Raw genomic sequence first — 16,134 nt, forward strand, 5'->3', positions numbered from 1 at the left:
GATTTTATTAAAAATGCCATCATAATTTCAACAAATTTTTATCTTCCTTCACCTAAAATTCCCTAATGTTACCAAGAGAAGAACTCCTAAAAGGCATCGAAAATCGAGATAGTCTAGCCCGGGTGATAGACTTGGCAGAACAAGCCCTGAAAACCTGGGAAATTACCCTAACCGATTTCCTTTCTCCCCCGGAATTGGCGGAATCTCAAAAGGTGTTTAGCCGATTAACAGAAGTACAAATGCTCCCCTGGGGCGGTTACCCCCAAGCGGAACGCCAACGGTTAGGAATTGCCCGATCTGAACTTCCTATTGATGAAACTCAAGTTAGCGTTGTTGTGTTAGAAATATCGGGTAATTTTCTCTTTGACCCGGCTACCCATCGGGACTTTTTAGGGTCAATGTTAGGGACGGGAATTGTCAGAGATAAAACCGGGGATATTATTGTTTTAGGAGAACGGGGAGCCCAAACAATTGTTACTCCAGAATTGGCGGATTTTTTAGAGTTAAATCTGACTCAAGTTCGGTCTGTTCCGGTGAAAACTAGACGAATTGATCAGGGGGAATTAAAGGTTAGAGAACCCAAGAAAAAAGAGTTAACCACCGTAGAAGCTTCTATGCGGTTAGATGCGATCGCTTCTGCTGGATTTGGGATGTCTCGTAGCAAGATGGTGAGTTTAATTGATGGGGGAGATGTGCGGGTGAATTGGAAGGAAATTACCCAAGCGAGTTATCAATTAAAGTCGGGGGATTTAATCGCTATTCGGGGAAAAGGACGTTTAGAAGTTAAAGATATGGCTATTACTAAAAAACAAAGATATCGAGTTGAATTAACCCGCTATCAGTAATCAGTTTTTACTGGATAATTTAAGGAGAATATTAGTCATGGTTAGACTTTATGATCAATCCTTTGAAATTTTAAAAAGAGAATTGCAAAAAAATGCTCAGAAAGATTTAGTCGGGGAAGTTGGGGCGGAAATTATTCTGAAACGTTTGGAAAAAATGCGATCGCAGCCAGGAAAACCCCTGACTTTAGATGAGTTAAATAACTTAGTTTCCGATCAATTTCCTGACTTTAATCAATCGGTTTTAAAGCAAGCTGCAAAAGCAAATCATCCCCCCGGAATTGGGTCTAAAATGCTTTTAGGTACAGCCATTTTAGGGGGATTTGTAGGAATTGTGGCTCTCGCTAATTTACCCTATCCCATGATTCGCTTTCCCGTTTCAAAAACCGTACCTATTTTATTAATTCCCAGTTACATTAGTATGGATTATAACTATCGACAAGCGGTGTCCTTAGTCGAACAATCTGATCAATTAATTAATCAAGCTACGGCAATTACAGATATTGAATTAGGGGTTGAAAAAGTCGAAAAATCTCAACAGCATCTCGATAAACTCCCCGTTTGGTTTTTAGGGTATTATCCTCAAGCTTACTGTTCCTTTATGGGTTGTGTTTGGCGATTTACCTTCGATGAATATGAAAGTGCGAGAAAGAATATTGGCCGGATGGAATCTAAAATTTTTCAAGAACAAAATGCTTATCAAGCATATACAAAAGCTGAACAATTAATCAAAGAATCTCAAAAAAACTTCTCCAAACTTAGCGCTGGAAATCAACAACAACAGATGATTAACCAGTGGCAAAATGCTATTGATCAATTAGATAAAATTCCCTCCGCAACCTTAGCCGGAAAATTAGCTGAAAAAGACTTAGAAACCGCCAAACGAGATTTTCAAGAAAAACTGGGATTTGTCGCGGGAACAATTAAAGGAAATACCTTAATTGATGCGGGGATGCAGTTTGGAATTCAGGCTGCAAAAGCCGCTCAAAATCCGCCTCATACCGCCAAACAATGGGAACAAGTAATTAAATTATGGCAAGAAGCTATTCGTCGCTTAGAACAAGTTCCAACGGATAATCCTAGTTATTTGGATGCTCAGAAAAAATTAGCTGAATATCAATCTAATTTAGGGAGTTCCGAAAGTCGGTTACAAGCGGAAAAAGACGCGGTAGAATCTGTTAAACAGGCAAAAGCTGCGATTGCTCAATGGCAAACCTCAGCCCGTTCTAAAGAGCCTAATATTGGTTCCTTAATTGGTCAATTAACTGATATTATTAGTATATTAGAACAGGTTCCCGCAGGGACAACGGTTAGCGCAGAAGCCCAAAAATTATTAGGATCGGCACGACATACCCATGATAAGTTATCAGAAAAATGGGTTTAAAACCCCTAAGTTCCACCGTGGAGAGAAGGTCAGTCTTTCTGTAAAGAAAGCACATCTCGGCGAAGCGTCAACCCGTCCAGAATTTCAGCAGTTGTCAATCTTTGATTTGTTGAAATAGATGGAATCCCCGCCCGTTTTACGGCGGGGCGGATGTCAAATACTAACTAACTTGATATTTTGAAACTGTTCTGTCCTTGAAATTGATTAATTCTCTATAATTATGACTCAAACACCACAAGATTCTTCCCCATTTATTTCCTCAACACCCGATCCATCAGCAGATCCGGCTAAATTAATACAATTATTACGGCGGAAAGAAGGAAATTGGGTGGAATGGGGCGATGCCTGTGCTAAATTACAAAAATCCGGTTATAATCCTCAACAAATTTTTGAAGAAACGGGTTTTGAACCGATTCAACAAAATCAAGTAATTGTAGCAGGGCAAGTTTTTTCATCCTTAATCAAAGGCAATTTATCCGAAGAAATTCAATCCCATTTCCAAAACCGAGGAAGCGATATTTTATATGAATTTCGTATCCTGAATCAAGGAGAACGGGTGATGGCGACTGAATTTTCAGATCAACGCAAATTAGATGCGGATGAAGCCCGAGAATTAGCTAAAGCCATCAAAGAATTTTCTCGATTTTCGATTCTCCCTCCTGGTTTTTCTGAGCATCCTGGGGATGCTTTAGCCTATCAAGCCTGGAAAGCTGCCCGACAACATCATGATTTACAACAGCGATCACGTTTAATTGCCAAAGGATTAAAATATGCGCACTCCCAAACCGCCCGAGAAATCATAGAACAACTGTTAACGGATTTTTCGATTACCGCCAAAAAATCAGCACCTCGTTTACCTATTTATCGTTTAGAAACGGAAGAAGATCTACCCCGTTTAATTCCGGTCGCGGGGAAATTTCCCTTAACTCCATCGGATTTTAAAGCCGTTCCTTTGATTGAAGAATTAGGGGAATTTAGGATTGTTAAATCATCAGGAAATGCAGCTTGGGTAGCGGTTCCCGGGTGGCAAGTCGTCAGAAATGCGGAAGATCCAGTTGTAATTTTAGGAAATAGTGCTAATTTACCGAATCCCCTACCCGGTAAATCAGAACCGATTTTAATTTTAATTGATCGCGCTCAACGAGAATGGGATATTGATTCTTATTTCTTAGTTGAAGAAGCCGAACATTTGGAATTACGATGGTTTGATGAAACTCCTGCTATTCATTTACTGGGAAAATTGATTTTAATTATGCGTCCTAAGAAGGTCTTAGATGAGGATCAAATTCATGATGTTTGGCAAATTGATGAATAGGAAAAATAGCTTGATATTCCCATAAAATTTATCAAAATCAAATGCAGTGCGAGCGTCCCCGCTCGCTATTTACACCCAATAAATCCTAAAATCCGTGAAATCCGCGAAATCCTCTTAAATCCGTGATCCCTATTTCATTCTATTGTGACGATACCAACGATAACCATAAATTCCTCCTCCAACAATTAATAAATAGGGACTAAAAGCCAATAACCATAAAACCAATCCCACTAATAGCCAGGTAAATTCACCCATCCTATGAGTTGCTTTTCCCCAAGTTTCTTGGACTCTTAAACCCAAATTGTCTGGAGCCGGAGTCACGGAAACTAATGATTCAATCCTTAAATTAATCGTCGAATAAGCCACTTGATTTTGTAAATTTCTTAACTGAGCATCAATACGTTCAATGGATTCTCGAATTGTACTTAATTCATTAGCCGCCTTCAAAACATCCCCAACCGAACCCGCGCGCTCCATAATTTTTAAGATCATTTCCTCCGATTTCCGTAAATTTCGCAGTCGCGCCTGAACATCCACTAATTGATCCGAAACATCCTCCGCCGTAATCATTTGATTTTCTACGGTTCCCAACTTGGCTAACGCATTTAAGGTGGTTTCTAAGCGCTGTTGCGGCACTCTAAATTCTAAATAAGCGGTTTGACGCTGACTATTATCCGGGGATTTCTGAGCTTCAAATTTTAAAATATCCCCTTGCTGTTTTTTTATAATTTCCGTAATTGATTCCGTGGTTTGATGAATTGATTGTACGATTAAGGTTAACTGAGCACGCTTAATTAGTTGGGATTGTTTTTTAGGTTCCGGGGTCGTTTGTTCTGGTGCAGAATTAGCCATTTCCAGACCCTCTGCGGCGGCTAAAGGTGCAGGTGCGCTGGCGGGAGCAATCTGTTTAGCTTTATTCGCCTGAGCGCAACTCGATAAAGCTAAAATTGATACCATTAACCCTAAAATAAATCTGGGCTTTAATCCAGTCTGAGAGCGAATTTTATTAGGATTCATAGTGTTATATTCCTATTATCGTTGATTATTCACTTAATATTGAGCCTAGCATGACAGACGATTTTGATCTCGATCCAGTTTCCTCTATTAATTCTATCCTAACCACGGAAATAGCCCTGTCTGATCCAACAACGAACCCATTAGAAAATATTGATCAAATTCGTGCATTCCGAGATCAAAAAATTAAAGAAATTTACCAAAGTTTACGTCCGGGTCAACAACAAATGGCCGATTGGAATGGGGGCCCACTAGCTATTTCTGCGGTTCCAGGGGCTGGGAAATCAACGGGAATGGCTTTTGCTGCGGCTTTAGCGATCGCTCGTCATCAACTCCATTCCCAGCGTCAATTAGTGATTGTCACCTTCACCCGTTCCGCCGCCGCTAATATTCGCGCGAAAGTGAGTCAAGAACTCAAACAAATGCGATTACCTTTAGGGGGATTTGTGGTTCATACTTTGCATGGTTTAGCCTTGAATATTGCGTTAAAAAACCCGGAATTATCGGGGTTGAATTTAGACAATTTTACTTTAATTTTACCCACTCCCAGTAATCGAATTACCCGCAGTTGTGTAGAACAGTGGATCATGGCTAATCCTCGCCATTATCAACGATTAATTGAGGGGGTTCAATTTGATGGAGAAGAAACCGAACGCTTAAGGCGACAATCGGTTTTAAGGACTGAAGTTTTACCAAATTTAGCTTGGAAAGTGATTCAAGAAGCCAAAAGTTCAGGACTGCGACCGCAGGATCTAACGAATATTTCCGAACAAATTCCTGATGATTATGAAACCTTAAAAATAGCTGCTGGATTATATGAAAATTATCAAAATATATTACGATCACTGAATTTTATTGATTATGATGAGATGATTTTAGCCGCCTTACGAGTATTAGAAAATCCCACAATTCGTCAAGTTTGGCAAAATCAAGTTTTTGCTGTTTTTGAAGATGAAGCCCAAGATTCTACCCCGCTACAAAGTAAACTATTGAGAAATTTAGCTAGTTCTTCTGAATCAATTACTGATGATTTAGAAACTTTAAATTTAGTTAGAGTCGGTGATCCAAATCAAGCGATTAACTCAACCTTTACTACGGCTGATCCAATTTATTTTCGTCGATTTTGTCATGATTGTGAACAGTTGGAACGATTAGCTACCATGGATCAAGCTGGACGCAGTAGTTGTATTATTATTGATGCTGCTAACTATATGTTATCCTGGGTCAATCGTTCAAAATTAGCTGGAAATGAACAACCGTTTAGGGAGCAAATGATTCGATTAGTCGGATTTCATGACCACCAAACTAATGCCAATCCCCCAGCCTATGATCGAGGTTTAGAACTATGGGAAGTGGCGGATATTTATCAAACTGTTGAGTTAATTGTTCAAAAAATTGTGACTATTCTTGAAGATGATCCTCAAGGAAAATTTACAATTTTACTCAGAGAGAATAAACAGGGAGAGTTTATTTCTAATGTTTTTAATCATCCCCAATTATATAATATTAAAATTCCCGAAGATTTTCAAACCAAAATTCGGATTTATGATGCCTCCCAACAGGCACGAAATTCTCAAATTCCGGCAGAAATTTTATCTTTATTACAATTTTTAGATCGTCCCCATTCACCGGATTACTTAAAATTGGCATTAAAAGTATTAGGCGATCGCAATTTAATTCCCAATTTAGATTATAATAAAATTGCGATTCATCCCGAAGAATTTCTTTATCCCGGCCCCCTTGACCCACCACAATCGGAAGAAATTCGCCAATGTCGTTATTTTTGTTGTCAATTATTGCAAGCCCGTTTAGAGCTTCCACCCTATCAATTGATTTCCTTTTTAGCTTTATCTTTACAATACGAAAAAACGGAATTAGCCACGGCGGATAAATTAGCGGAACGGATTGGTAAAAAAACTTTTGGTAACCATTCCATGGGAACAATTTTAGATGTTTTAAACGATATTGTCAGTTCTGAACGGTTTGAAACCGTGGATATTGATGAGGAAGCAACCTCTAAAGACAGTCCCTATACCCGGGAAGGTCAATTAACATTAATTACCATGCACAAAGCCAAAGGATTAGATTGGGATTATGTGTTTATTCCCTTCTTACAAGAGTCTACAATTCCTGGGAGTTTAAGAGTATTACCCCAAGCCAAATTTTTAGGAGAATTTACCCTTTCGGAAGTAGCCCGCGCCCAAATTCGAGCCGCTGCTCACGGACAAGAATTAATTCCTGATATAGCCACAGCTTGGGAGCAAGCCAAAGATTTAAAAACCGCCGAGGAATATCGATTACTCTATGTCGCCATGACCCGAGCTAAACGTTTTTTATGGATGTCTGTCTCGCGTTTTTCCCCCTACAGTTGGCATAAACCTGAAAATATGCAGGAACAAAAACCCTGTCCAGTTTTTATTGCTTTAAAACAACAATTTCCTCAACATTTTTTAGAGCCATTTTAAAAAGATACAAATAATTATTTGCTCTAATTAGACTTGATATAAATTGTCTCCCTCCTTAGTAGGTTTGAGTTTGAACTTTTTTGAACGTGATTAACACTGATCATAATCAATGCTATTAAAAGAGCAATTAAAAATCCTATAACTTGCCAAGAATTAGATTCCGAGAAACGCTGATTACAAGTTGCACAAAATTTATCATTAGGATGATCTGGATGGTTGGTAATATTACATTTGGGGCGACCACGCCGATTAACTTGACAGGCCATAATCTTGTCCTCTTAACAATAATTAAATTGCAGGAAAAAACGATTTTAAAACTGTTTTAATTTGCATAAAATTAGATAATTTCTAAGAAATTAATTCCCTCATGCTGTAGGAACAGTAGGTGTCTCCTCATCTTGGCTCTGATTTTCATCAACAAAATTTAAAAAATGGGTTTTACCGTTAATTTGAATCCCGTTAAAATTGATTTTGGGGTGTTCTGAGTTGAGACGGGTTTCTAATTGACTTAATCCTAAATTGCCTAAGAAAACAACACACACAAGAGTTAAAAAAGTATTCATTTTTCTTTGCACCTTTGGTTTTTCAGTTGTTAATCTTTTAAACGGACAACAGATTCTGAATATTCCATTAACTCAAATATTTTTTTAAATTAAGATTTAAAACTATTTGCCAAATCTTTTAAAAAGAAAAAATACCATCTGCTAATTCAAGTTAGCAGAGGTTTAATCCATATATAATTTATTTTAAAAATTCAAAGTTTTATTTCAGAAAAAACCATATCTAACTGCTCACGAGACTGTTGGCGAACTTGACCTTGTATGACTGCATATTGTAAGTTGGTAAAGGCATTTAATTCAGAGACTCCATATTTTGTCCCCTGTAAAAGTATTCGTAACTTTTGTTCATCTTCCAGGGTTAAATAACCCGTTTCTAAAATATTTTTCACAAGTTGGCAAATTTGGCTCATTTCCCTCAAAGATACTGTTAATTGTGGACTAATCTTGATAACGTCAAGGAGATTAAGAATATTCCAACTAACCCAGAATTTCTTGGGAGATATCCTTTAAAACTTCATCCTCTCAAAATAGATTTAGTTTTCCGACGACAACTCGACAGACAAAAATGCCGATCAGATAAGTAAATTTACTCTGTCCCAAAATTAACATTATTAAAAATCCGTAGTCATACTTCGTTTTTTGGCAACACCAGATGCTGTAGTCTGTAACCTCAGTTGTGAAAACGAGGCTTAAATTATAGGTCATCTTAAATTTTTATTTGGTCGCCGACTAAAAAAATTAAGAAAATCTCAGAAGTTGACTCAAGAAAGTCTAGCTGAGTTAACAGGTTTATCTGTAGAATTTATTAGTTATATTGAAAGAGGAATTCATGCTCCTTCATTTGATACCTTAGAAAAATTATCAGAAGCCTTAAAAGTCTCGTTTTCAGAACTATTTAATTTTGAACAAGATCGAGATAAGATTGATGAATAAACCCATAGAAAAAAATATCATTCAACAGCAAATTAACGAAGGCAAAATACGATATACAAATGTACACCGGAAAACTATAGAAGAACTTTTGCTAATCATCAATTTACTAGCAATTCAAGAGAATAAAATCTCTACAGAAAATGTCAATCTACTCTACTCAGGAGTAAGAAGTTTATTTAAAAACCATTTACTTTTAGCTGGATTTGATCAAAAAAAGATCGACGCTATTAGTACAAAATTCAATGATTCTGGGCCACGTTCAGCCCCTTGGAAACCGAATTCCAGTCGTATACCAGGAAGACCGCAAGATGGTCAAGATGGTAATAGAATTAATCGTTGGGAATTGCCGAAAGATCATAAATTTTATGCTACTGAAATTGATGCTAAATTAGTAGGAGTCAAATACTTTTTACAGGCGTTATCAATGGAAGGTGCGCCACTTTTACCACCTAATTCCATACAAAATAGTTTTATTTGGTTATTAGGACATCAAGTAGAACCGGGTCAATGTCTCGATCCCATTCAATTAGAAACCTATCTCTTTTTCAAGATTCATTAAATATCCTAGAAGCATTGAATCTGGTCATGTAATTCCTTTAGATCGGGGTGGAAAACATATACCCTCAAATACATTTTTAATGGAAAGTCAAAGCAATAGAATTCAAAATAATTTAACTTTAGATGAGTTATGGGTATGGATAGAAAAAATTCTGCGGAAGCACAAACCCGAACTATTTAAAGAATAAATTTTTCTATTGTTTCTGTCGTATTCTTGATCAAATTTGCTGCTTCATATCTGAGAAGATCAGCTTTTAAGATTTGATCACCAATTTTATTAGCTTTTTCTACACTTTTAGGATATAACACAGGAATTAATGAAATATGACTACAATTAATTTCATCAATAACCGAACCAAAAATACCGTCTTTTAATAATCTTTGTCCTATTTGGCTTTTGAGATATCCATAGAGATACCCCGGGTTTAATTTATCAGGATTTGGTACAATTCTAATAATATGTTCTGATGCTGCAAAACCCTCCCAATCTTGAGGGACGGTTGCTACTATTCCAGTTGTTCCACTGCGAGTAATCAAAATCCAACCCGCTTTTAATGCTAATTCATTATAGTGCGGACTACTTTTTAAAATTCTTTTTTCGGTTACGGGAATTAATTGGGTAATGTTTGCACCCCCTAAAAAGGGAACAGAATTATCATGATCCAAATTATCTGTATAATCTCGCTTAAAACGCCCAGGATAAAAAATCTTATCTACTAATTCTCCTAATGTTGAAATAGTAAAATCAGGATTTTGTTCCGTTATTGTCACTAATTGTTGTTTTAAATTAGAAGATTTTGGTTCATAATAAGCTGCATTTAAACGAATATTGTTAGAATGTGTAATAGATTTTGAAGAAATTATGAATGCTTTTTTAGTAACTTTACTTGGATCATTTGCTTTTAAAAATTCTTCATAAGCTTGGCTAATTTCAGGTAAGTCTATATCTACAATAGTCTGTTGATCATCTTTAAAGACAGGTTTTCCTCTGCGATCATGTCCAATTTTTATAGGTCTAGCCATAAAGATAGGATATTCGGGTTCATCTTCCCATAAAGGATTGGGTTTTTCTCGTTTTTGAACAACTAATAATGCTCCTTTTGTTCCTGTATAAGGTTGAAAAGTATCTTCAGGAAGATCAATAACAGCTATAATTTTACAATGAGTAATTAACCATTCTCGCACAAATTCTTCTTGAGGGCCACTGAGGATTTGATAAGGAAAAACAAGTACCATTTTACCTGTTTCATGTTTCAATAAATCTAAATTTCTCTCAATGAATAAAATATCAGGAGAACGGGGAACAATTTTTTCTGTAGATATCCATTGATCTTGATGCTTTTTCCATGATCTTGCTAACTGAAAAGATTGTAAAATCTCTAAATTTTTAATAGTAATTTTAGTTCCAAACGGAGGATTTCCTACCATAAACATTTTTGAATCAGGTGAAATTCGATCTAATAGTTGGCTTTTCCAATGTTGAAAAGGAAGTAAACTATCTTGATTTTCTACTATTTTTTGAGGGAGTTTTTCCAATTCGGGTGATGTGTTAGAAATTTGGACAAGATCTTGGTCAACTTCTAAACCCAACAATAAATCGGAAATTAATTGGTTTTGTTTAGATTGATCAAGAATTCCTTTTTTTTCTGCTGATTTTATAATAATTTTTCTGGCTTGGTGTAAAAATCCTGATGTCCCACAACTAATATCAGCTAATGTTTGATGGTTTTCCCCTGTAAATCCAACTAAATTTAATGCTAATTCAATTACAGGTCTAGGAGTAAAAAACTGTCCCCCTTCTCTTTTCATGATATAGCTTCTGAAGGTTTCTAAAGCATCACCTAAAACATCACTAGGAGTTTGACTTAAAGATATTCCTTCTAAATGAAATACAGTATAATAAATTGATTCATGATCTAACTCTAAAGATCTAATTTTGTGACAATCATCTTTGTTTAAATTATATTTATGGAGAAGATTTTTTATCCTTTCAGCAACTTGATTAACGGCATCTAAATTAGGAGTAATTTGATCATCATATTTTTTATATAATTCTTTCCCTGTTAGACAAAATTCGCATTGATCATCAACTTGTTCCTCATCAAATTTTTTAATTAATAGTAATTTTTGAATTTCGATTCCTAATCTTGAAGGAATCCGAATATTACTATTTCCATAGAGGTGATCATGGAGATTGGCTAAAATAGATTTTAAATTATAACCAGGTGACAAACTAGATTTTAAACGATAATAATCTGGATTTGGCAAATTTTCTATTTCTTTAAAATGAGGAATAAAGGGTGAAATCTCATGATAATTTTGATGATTATCCAAGGCAAATACTCTGATAATATCTTTTTGTTTAAAGATTAAAACCTTGGCTCCTGAATATTGCCATTTTTCCAGTAATTTAGCGTTTAAATTCTCTAAAGAGTCAATAATTTTAATCACCAAAATAGGATTGATATGCAATACAGAGTTTTCAGGCAAAACAATAATATCACCTAAAAAAGTCTGACCATTAGAACCCCAAAAGTTGCTATTGAATAATATATTTTTATTAGGATACCCTAAATCACATAATTCTTGAATTATTCTTTGGGTTTCTAAATTAGGAATATTATTTTTATTGTTTGCCTTAAATTCAGCTTTTTTTTGCATAGTCAAATATAGAGATTAAAAGTGCAAAACACCCTAATCTATCTTAAACCCCCAGTAAAAAAACCTCAACATAAACGCCTATCATTCTTGTAAATCAGCCAATATTCGATAGCCAACACCAGACACCCGTGCAACTTTACGCTAAAATCTGATCTATAGAAGTGTTAATATAGTATTTCCTGTGCAAAATTCTGGACTGCAATACCTATCTGCATCAACGGATGCCTTAGAAACCCGATCGCCTAATCAACAACTATTTCCTTTGACAGCAAAAGTCAATCCGCAAGATCACTTAGAAATTGGCGGTTGTGACGTTACCGCCTTAGTCAAACAATTTGGCACACCCCTTTATATTGTTGATGAAACCACCCTGCGAACCGCTTGTCAACAATACCGGGACGCCTTCAAACAATATTATCCTGGTGAGTCCCTAGTCCTGTATGCCTCCAAAGCCTGGAATTGTTTGGCGGTTTGTGCTATTGTGGCTTCCGAAGGATTAGGCATTGATGTTGTATCAGGAGGTGAGCTCTGTACCGCCCTCCAAGCTGGAGTTGCACCGGAGAAAACCTACCTCCATGGGAATAATAAATCCTCGGAAGAAATTCAATTAGCAATTGAAAATGGGTGTACCGTTGTTGCGGATAATTGGTTAGATTTACATACCCTCGCTAAACTGAGTCAGCAGTCTATCGTTGCTCATCCCATTCGGATCACGGTGCGGTTTACCCCAGGAATTGAATGTCATACCCACGAATACATCCGCACCGGACACTTAGATAGTAAATTTGGTTTTGATCCCGGTCAACTGGATGAAGTCTTTGAATTTATTAGTCAGCAATCGGGTTTATCTTGTATTGGAGTTCATGCTCATATTGGCTCCCAAATTTTTGAATTGCAACCCCATAACGATTTGGGCTATGTGATTATTGATACTTTAACTAAAGCCAATCAACATGGTTTAAATATCTCAGAAGTCAATATTGGTGGTGGTTTAGGCATTTGCTATACGGAGTCAGATGATCCCCCAAGTATCGAAGATTGGGTAAAAATTGTGACTGAATCCGTTATCAAAGCCTGTGAACATAAACAATATCCCCTGCCGAAATTATTATGTGAGCCGGGACGCTCTATTATTGGCTCTAGTTGCGTTACAGCTTATACTGTAGGTTCTCAAAAACAAGTTCCCGGAATTCGGACTTATATTGCTGTAGATGGCGGGATGTCCGATAACCCTCGTCCGATTACCTATCAGTCCTTGTACCGAGTGGTTTCAGCTAACCAAATGTCTGCACCCATGACCGAAACCGTTACCGTTGCAGGAAAACATTGTGAATCTGGGGATATTTTAATTAAGGATGCTCAACTTCCCAAAGTTGAATCTGGGGATATTCTCGTGGTTATGGCAACGGGAGCCTACAATTATAGTATGGCCTCTAACTATAATCGACTGTCTAAACCGGCGGCAGTTTTGGTTAATAATGGCGATGCTAATGTCATTATTGAACGAGAATCTTACCAAGATTTAATCCGTCAAGATCGACTCCCAGAACGCTTAACCATAAATCGTTAAGGGTTGCCGAGGTGAACTACAAGATCGGTGTCAACAATTGCCAAAAACTCATGCTGATCGCCGAGCTCTGATTCCCCTAAGTCCCCCTTTTTAAGAGGGACTTTGATCCCCCCCTTTTGTTAGGGGGTTGACTCAGGCTTCTATTAATTTGAGCAAAATTCGATGAATGCGGCGTCTAGTCATGACTAAGCAAGGAATTCCTCCCTGGTTAATTCAAAGTCTTGATATTGGATTAGTTTTTGCCGTCGCTTATGTGGTTTTGGTCATCATTGGAGAACGTCGTACCCTTTGGATGGTGCGTGGGTTTATTATTCTAATGTTGGCAACGGCCATTAGTAACTGGGCAAATTTAAAATTATTGCATATTGCCCTGAATAGTTTAGTTACAGGTTCTGCCGTAGCGATGGCAGTCATATTACAATCAGAATTCCGCGAATTTTTGGAACAGTTGGGTCGCGGAGAAGTTTCACAGTTGTTTGGTCAGGGTCGCCGTGTCATTCCTGAACCCGATGGGGTTATTGATCAACTTGTAGAAGCGGTTAAAGAACTCTCCCAAAATCGTACAGGGGCATTAATTATTATTGAAACCGGAAGTCCCATTGATGAACGGGATTTTTCTGTCCCAGGAGTCAAACTCAATGCCGAAGTTTCCAGGGAATTATTACAAACTATTTTTCAACCTAAAACCCTCCTCCATGATGGGGCGGTATTAATTCGGGCGTCTCGGATTGCGGCGGCTGGGGTGATTTTACCTCTATCGGAACGCATGGCGTCCCGACAATTGGGAACTCGTCATCGGGCGGCGATGGGAATTACGGAACGAGTGGCAAAATGTATGTGTATTGTGGTGTCGGAAGAAACGGGTTCAATTTCTCTGGCGGAAAAAGGAATCCTCAACCGACCCTTAACTAGCAGTAAACTAAAAGAGCTATTAGAAGCTCGTTCTTGGACATCCAATGATGACGGAACTGTTGCTTCGATTTCTATTACCCATTGGGGAAACCGCATGGGTTACCAAGGATGGGCTTTAGTGTCTCGCCTATTCCGTCCTCGATCCAAAGCTTCTCGGGAGAAAAAATGAGTGCTAAGACAAGGGTTATATATGAATTACCCGTAGATTTAGACCAGAACCGCTTGCCTAAACACATTGCTGTGATTATGGATGGCAATGGTCGCTGGGCGAAGCGTCGAGGTTTACCTCGAACTATGGGCCACCGTCGGGGAGTCGATTCCCTCAAAGAAGTCTTACGCTGTTGTCGAGACTGGGGTGTGGCGGCACTAACGGCCTATGCTTTTTCTACGGAAAATTGGGGACGTCCTTTAGAGGAAGTAGATTTTCTCATGGCATTATTTGAGCGGGTTTTAATGCGAGAACTGCGAGAAATGATGGAGGAGGAAGTGCGAATTCAGTTTGTCGGAAATTTGGCAGCACTCCCTAAATCTCTACAGGAAAAAATAGAATATTCAATGGAGGAAACGAAACAAAATAAGGGGATTCTCTTGACAATTGCCACTAATTATGGTGGGCGACAAGAAATTTTAAAAGCCTGTCGAGAGATTGCAACTCAAGTCAAACAAGGGTTAATTCTACCGGAAGATATTGATGAAACTCTGTTTGAAAAACATTTATATACCGCCGAAATCTGTCACCCTGATTTATTGATTCGTACCAGTGGAGAAATGCGAATTAGTAATTTTTTATTATGGCAACTCGCCTATGCAGAAATTTATGTAACTGACACTCTTTGGCCTGATTTTAATCATACGGAATTGCATCTAGCATTGTCTTCCTATCAAAAACGGGAACGTAGATTCGGCAAAGTTTGAATCGTTAATCAGTAAGCGGTCATCAATTAACTACCAACTAACAACTAACAACTGATAATTAACAACTGATAACTAACAACTACCAACTGATAATTAACAACTGATAACTGGCAACTGATAACTGGTAACTGATAACTGATAACTGATAACTGATTAAGGCCCCCCAAATATAGCAGCTTCAAGATCTCGGCGCGGAAGGGAATATTTAAAAGAACGTTGAATATCTTGACCATTGGTTGTAGCACCGATATAACGGACTGTAATTTGGTCAACTTCTAACCATAAATCCGCTGTCCAATTTTGGTTTCCAATGCGCCAATAATGGAGTTCTTTTTTATCCTGTTCACCCCCATGAGAGCGTAACCATTCTTCAATATCGGGTAGGGGATGATTATATAAAGGTGTCTCTGAACTCGGCAAAGTCATAAATAAGAAGAAAGAGAGCTAATTTATATTAGGTATTGATTATAGCATTTTTGATCAATTCCAACCAATACATAAATATTAATAACGAGTTAAACTAATAAAAATTGCTAACAGGATACATCCAATAAAAGTTAATCCCATTAGAAATAATGAAAAAACTTCTCCAGAGGAAAGAGGACGATCTGTTGGGTCTAAATAGGCAGAAGAAGAATGAGAACGATTGTTTTTAGAATAGGGTTGATTTAAGTCCGTTGGAACCTGAATTAAATGATATCGAGAATAGCCAATTTTTTGATCATAGGACTGACGCCGATCTGGGTTACATAAGGTGGCATAAGCTTCATTCAGTTTCTGAAATTTTGCCGTGGCGATCGCTTTTGATAATGTTGTCGTATCAGGATGATACAGTTTACTCAATTCTCGATAGGCGCGTCGAATTTCTATCGGGGTGGCACTGGGATGAACCCCTAACAGGGTGTAATAACTAGAACTCAGTGCCCGATGGTTTTCGGGTTGTTGCTGTTGAGATGAATTTCTGGGAGAAGTCACGGCTATCCTAACTCTACATCATGAAACAGT

General features: G+C 37.5%; 15 protein-coding genes. 9 read left to right on the forward strand and 6 right to left on the reverse strand.

Annotated features, from left to right (window positions below):
- Positions 1-65: 65 nt before the first annotated feature.
- From AC2D3N_RS11995 to AC2D3N_RS12005, 3 genes are all read left to right on the forward strand, one after another.
- Entirely contained in the window at positions 66-845 is a 780-nt protein-coding gene (locus tag AC2D3N_RS11995; RefSeq protein ID WP_484693696.1) for a photosystem II electron transport protein, Sll1252 family, read from the forward strand.
- A 37-nt stretch (positions 846-882) separates the two neighbouring features.
- On the forward strand, positions 883-2,226 hold the full coding sequence (locus AC2D3N_RS12000; RefSeq protein WP_484693697.1) for a hypothetical protein: 1,344 nt from the start codon (positions 883-885) through the stop codon (positions 2,224-2,226).
- Between the two features lie 220 nt (positions 2,227-2,446).
- A complete protein-coding gene (locus AC2D3N_RS12005) occupies positions 2,447-3,541 on the forward strand; it encodes a RuBisCO accumulation factor 1 (RefSeq protein WP_079677808.1) in 1,095 nt (364 codons plus the stop codon).
- A gap of 129 nt (positions 3,542-3,670) precedes the next feature.
- Here AC2D3N_RS12005 and AC2D3N_RS12010 read toward each other — a convergent pair whose 3' ends face one another.
- The gene (locus AC2D3N_RS12010) at positions 3,671-4,558 is read right to left on the reverse strand and encodes a DUF4349 domain-containing protein (protein ID WP_484693698.1); all 888 of its coding nucleotides are present in this window, start codon (positions 4,556-4,558) and stop codon (positions 3,671-3,673) included.
- A 50-nt stretch (positions 4,559-4,608) separates the two neighbouring features.
- Between AC2D3N_RS12010 and AC2D3N_RS12015 the strand changes: the two genes are divergently transcribed.
- Positions 4,609-7,020 (forward strand): ATP-dependent helicase, encoded by a 2,412-nt coding sequence (locus AC2D3N_RS12015; RefSeq protein ID WP_484693699.1) that lies wholly within the window; start codon positions 4,609-4,611, stop codon positions 7,018-7,020.
- A 365-nt stretch (positions 7,021-7,385) separates the two neighbouring features.
- Here AC2D3N_RS12015 and AC2D3N_RS12020 read toward each other — a convergent pair whose 3' ends face one another.
- Together AC2D3N_RS12020 and AC2D3N_RS12025 are read right to left on the reverse strand one after the other, a co-directional pair.
- Positions 7,386-7,583 (reverse strand): hypothetical protein, encoded by a 198-nt coding sequence (locus tag AC2D3N_RS12020; protein WP_079677811.1) that lies wholly within the window; start codon positions 7,581-7,583, stop codon positions 7,386-7,388.
- A 191-nt stretch (positions 7,584-7,774) separates the two neighbouring features.
- Positions 7,775-7,990, reverse strand: a complete 216-nt coding sequence (locus AC2D3N_RS12025; protein ID WP_079677812.1) for a hypothetical protein — start codon at positions 7,988-7,990, stop codon at positions 7,775-7,777.
- Between the two features lie 286 nt (positions 7,991-8,276).
- Between AC2D3N_RS12025 and AC2D3N_RS12030 the strand changes: the two genes are divergently transcribed.
- Both AC2D3N_RS12030 and AC2D3N_RS12035 read left to right on the forward strand, forming a co-directional pair.
- Positions 8,277-8,513: a helix-turn-helix domain-containing protein gene (locus AC2D3N_RS12030; protein WP_079677813.1), complete on the forward strand. Its 237-nt coding sequence runs from the start codon at positions 8,277-8,279 to the stop codon at positions 8,511-8,513.
- Positions 8,506-9,072, forward strand: a complete 567-nt coding sequence (locus tag AC2D3N_RS12035; protein ID WP_484693700.1) for a hypothetical protein — start codon at positions 8,506-8,508, stop codon at positions 9,070-9,072. Before AC2D3N_RS12030 ends, AC2D3N_RS12035 begins: the two co-directional genes overlap by 8 nt.
- 176 nt (positions 9,073-9,248) lie before the next feature.
- On the opposite strand, the gene AC2D3N_RS12040 is transcribed toward AC2D3N_RS12035, so the two are convergent.
- Positions 9,249-11,732 (reverse strand): N-6 DNA methylase, encoded by a 2,484-nt coding sequence (locus AC2D3N_RS12040; RefSeq protein WP_079677815.1) that lies wholly within the window; start codon positions 11,730-11,732, stop codon positions 9,249-9,251.
- 181 nt (positions 11,733-11,913) lie between these two features.
- Between AC2D3N_RS12040 and lysA the strand changes: the two genes are divergently transcribed.
- The 3 genes from lysA (at position 11,914) to uppS (ending at position 15,129) form a co-directional block, all read left to right on the forward strand.
- Positions 11,914-13,302 carry a diaminopimelate decarboxylase gene (gene lysA / locus AC2D3N_RS12045; RefSeq protein WP_484693701.1) on the forward strand — a complete coding sequence of 463 codons (1,389 nt, stop codon included), beginning with the start codon at positions 11,914-11,916 and terminating at the stop codon, positions 13,300-13,302.
- Between the two features lie 166 nt (positions 13,303-13,468).
- The gene (cdaA, locus tag AC2D3N_RS12050; protein WP_079677817.1) at positions 13,469-14,383 is read left to right on the forward strand and encodes a diadenylate cyclase CdaA; all 915 of its coding nucleotides are present in this window, start codon (positions 13,469-13,471) and stop codon (positions 14,381-14,383) included.
- Entirely contained in the window at positions 14,380-15,129 is a 750-nt protein-coding gene (gene uppS / locus AC2D3N_RS12055) for a polyprenyl diphosphate synthase (RefSeq protein ID WP_484693702.1), read from the forward strand. The genes cdaA and uppS overlap by 4 nt, the downstream gene beginning before the upstream one ends.
- A gap of 153 nt (positions 15,130-15,282) precedes the next feature.
- Here the strand turns inward: uppS and AC2D3N_RS12060 are convergent, their stop codons facing one another.
- Both AC2D3N_RS12060 and AC2D3N_RS12065 read right to left on the reverse strand, forming a co-directional pair.
- On the reverse strand, positions 15,283-15,555 hold the full coding sequence (locus tag AC2D3N_RS12060) for a DUF3143 domain-containing protein (RefSeq protein ID WP_079677819.1): 273 nt from the start codon (positions 15,553-15,555) through the stop codon (positions 15,283-15,285).
- Positions 15,556-15,633: 78 nt separating this feature from the next.
- Positions 15,634-16,104, reverse strand: a complete 471-nt coding sequence (locus AC2D3N_RS12065) for a J domain-containing protein (protein ID WP_079677820.1) — start codon at positions 16,102-16,104, stop codon at positions 15,634-15,636.
- Between the last annotated feature and the right edge of the window lie 30 nt (positions 16,105-16,134).

The organism is Planktothrix sp. PLAVEN19ND, assembly GCF_057220675.1.

Coding starts and splice junctions, on each gene's coding strand:
- AC2D3N_RS11995 (WP_484693696.1), top strand. CDS start 66: ATGTTACCAAGAGAAGAACTCCTAAAAGGCATCGAAAATCGAGATAGT.
- AC2D3N_RS12000 (WP_484693697.1), top strand. CDS start 883: ATGGTTAGACTTTATGATCAATCCTTTGAAATTTTAAAAAGAGAATTG.
- AC2D3N_RS12005 (WP_079677808.1), top strand. CDS start 2,447: ATGACTCAAACACCACAAGATTCTTCCCCATTTATTTCCTCAACACCC.
- AC2D3N_RS12010 (WP_484693698.1), bottom strand. CDS start 4,558: ATGAATCCTAATAAAATTCGCTCTCAGACTGGATTAAAGCCCAGATTT.
- AC2D3N_RS12015 (WP_484693699.1), top strand. CDS start 4,609: ATGACAGACGATTTTGATCTCGATCCAGTTTCCTCTATTAATTCTATC.
- AC2D3N_RS12020 (WP_079677811.1), bottom strand. CDS start 7,583: ATGAATACTTTTTTAACTCTTGTGTGTGTTGTTTTCTTAGGCAATTTA.
- AC2D3N_RS12025 (WP_079677812.1), bottom strand. CDS start 7,990: ATGAGCCAAATTTGCCAACTTGTGAAAAATATTTTAGAAACGGGTTAT.
- AC2D3N_RS12035 (WP_484693700.1), top strand. CDS start 8,506: ATGAATAAACCCATAGAAAAAAATATCATTCAACAGCAAATTAACGAA.
- AC2D3N_RS12040 (WP_079677815.1), bottom strand. CDS start 11,732: ATGCAAAAAAAAGCTGAATTTAAGGCAAACAATAAAAATAATATTCCT.
- cdaA (WP_079677817.1), top strand. CDS start 13,469: ATGCGGCGTCTAGTCATGACTAAGCAAGGAATTCCTCCCTGGTTAATT.
- uppS (WP_484693702.1), top strand. CDS start 14,380: ATGAGTGCTAAGACAAGGGTTATATATGAATTACCCGTAGATTTAGAC.
- AC2D3N_RS12060 (WP_079677819.1), bottom strand. CDS start 15,555: ATGACTTTGCCGAGTTCAGAGACACCTTTATATAATCATCCCCTACCC.